Raw genomic sequence first — 2,142 nt, forward strand, 5'->3', positions numbered from 1 at the left:
CACGCCGGACACCATCATCGCCATCGGCGGCGGCTCTGCTTTGGACGTAGCCAAGATTTCCCGCTACATTTATGAATACAGCCTGGATGAAGCCGACGACTGGCTGGACAATTACGACAATGTCAGTGAACTCTTCAAGGAGCTGCAGCAGAAGTTTGTCGACATCAGAAAGCGGATCGTCAAGTTCAAGCACGAGACGCGCACGAGCCTGATCTGCATCCCGACCACTTCCGGGACTGGTTCAGAAGTAACTCCTTACGCCGTCATCACTGATGACAAGCAGCACGTCAAGTACCCGCTGACCGACTACGAACTGACTCCGCAAGTCGCCATCGTCGACCCGGCCTTTGTCATGACCGTTCCAAAGCACACCGTTGCCTTCTCCGGTTTTGACTGCCTGTCGCACTCACTGGAAAGCTACGTTTCCGTTGCCGCCAGTGACTTTACCCGCCCGTGGTCACTGAAGGCCATCCAGCTGATTATGAACAACCTGGAAGCATCTTACAAGTACGACCCGAAGCACCCGACCTATGAGGGTGAAAAAGCCCGCGAAAACATGCACTACGCGGCTACCCTGGCCGGGATGGCCTTTGCCAACGCCTTCTTGGGCTTGAACCACTCGATTGCCCACAAGCTGGGCGGTGCCTTCGGCTTCCCGCATGGCTTGTGCATCTCAATCTCCATGCTGCCAGTCATCAAGTTCAACGGTGCCAGCGGCAATGTCAAACGGACCCCGTACCCAAGATACGAAGTTTACCGGGCCCAAAAAGACTACGCCGACATCGCCCGCAGCCTCGGCCTGCCTGGCAAGACGGATGCCGAACTGGTCGACTCGCTTTGCAAGCGGATCAGCGAGCTGATGAAGGCCTGCGACATCAAGCCTTCGCTTTCAGCCAACGGGGTTACCAAGGAAGCCTTTGACGCGGCCCTGCCAAGCATGATCGACCGGGTCTACGATGACCAGTGCACTGTCCAGAATCCGCGCCAGCCAAGCATGGTTGAAATCAAGCAGCTTCTGGAAGGCATGTTCTAGATTTCTCTCTCCAAGACTTTTTCTGGAACATATTTCAACCATACAATTGCAAAAAAACAACTCCTGCCCGGGCTTGATGCCCGCAGGAGTTGTTTTCTTTATCAAGCAAGCTTTCTGCCCTATTGCTTGTTCTTGGCTGCCTGCCAGTAAGGGAAAGCAACAAAGCAAATGCCGCCGATCATGTTGCCAAGAGTTACCCAAAGCAGGTTGTAGAACATCCCGCCAGCCGTAACCGTTCCTGCTCCGGCTGCCGGAGACATCAGCGCTACGGCAAAAGTCGTCATGTTGGCCACGCTGTGTTCAAAGCCGGTGGCGAAGAAGGCCAAAAGGCACCAGAAGACCATGATCAATTTTGCGGAATCGCTCTTGCTTTGGAAGCCCGACCAAACCGCCAGGCAGACCAGGATATTACACAAAATCCCCCGCAAAAGCAGCTGACCAGCTGGAGCTGCTGCCTTAGCTGCCGCAGCTTTGCCGAAAACTGCCGCCACAGTTGGCAGATCCAGGCCTGATTGCACGAACATCCAGGCCAGCAATGCCGCGCCAAGCAGGTTGCCAATCCAGCAGACCAGCCACAGCAGCAGCGCCTGGCTGAACTTGACCTTTTTCTCCAGCAAACCGGCGCCCATGACGAAATTGTTGCCGGTAAAGAGTTCCGCGCCTGGAATTACGACCAGGCTCAAGGCCACCCCGAAAATCAGGCCCTTGATCAAGTTGGCGGCGGGATTAGTTCCCAGCTGGCTGCCTACCGTGAAGGCCAGCAGGATCCCGAAGCCAATATACATCCCTGCCAAAAGCGACAGCAGCACATACCCGAGCGGATTGTTCTTAAGCAGGTTGAATTTCTTTTCCGCCGCGCCGGCAGCGGCCACGAATGATTCCTTATACATCGCAATACCTCTTGTTCTTTTCGTAAAAATATTTTTTCCTGTAAACAATCTCGCAATCCGTGTAAACGCTTTTTTGAAATAAAGTAAATATAATTGTAAAAATCTCTATATACTAAAAGAATATAAAGCGACAAAAAAGTCCGGTCCACACGCGTGGACCGGGCTTTTAAAATGACTTGCCACTATAAGTTGGCAATAAACCAGTCAATCACTTTGTTC

General features: G+C 53.1%; 2 protein-coding genes. One reads left to right on the forward strand and one right to left on the reverse strand.

All coding sequences use genetic code 11. From position 1 onward, the window contains the following. Window positions 1–1,033: iron-containing alcohol dehydrogenase (locus tag lacNas_RS01610; protein ID WP_201346529.1), on the forward strand; the 1,033-nt coding region annotated here is incomplete at its 5' end. Between the two features lie 119 nt (window positions 1,034–1,152). On the opposite strand, the gene lacNas_RS01615 is transcribed toward lacNas_RS01610, so the two are convergent. After that, window positions 1,153–1,923, reverse strand: a complete 771-nt coding sequence (locus tag lacNas_RS01615) for a formate/nitrite transporter family protein (protein ID WP_201330076.1) — start codon at window positions 1,921–1,923, stop codon at window positions 1,153–1,155. Window positions 1,924–2,142: the final 219 nt, after the last annotated feature.

The organism is Lactobacillus nasalidis, assembly GCF_016587775.1.
GTDB lineage: Bacteria > Bacillota > Bacilli > Lactobacillales > Lactobacillaceae > Lactobacillus > Lactobacillus nasalidis.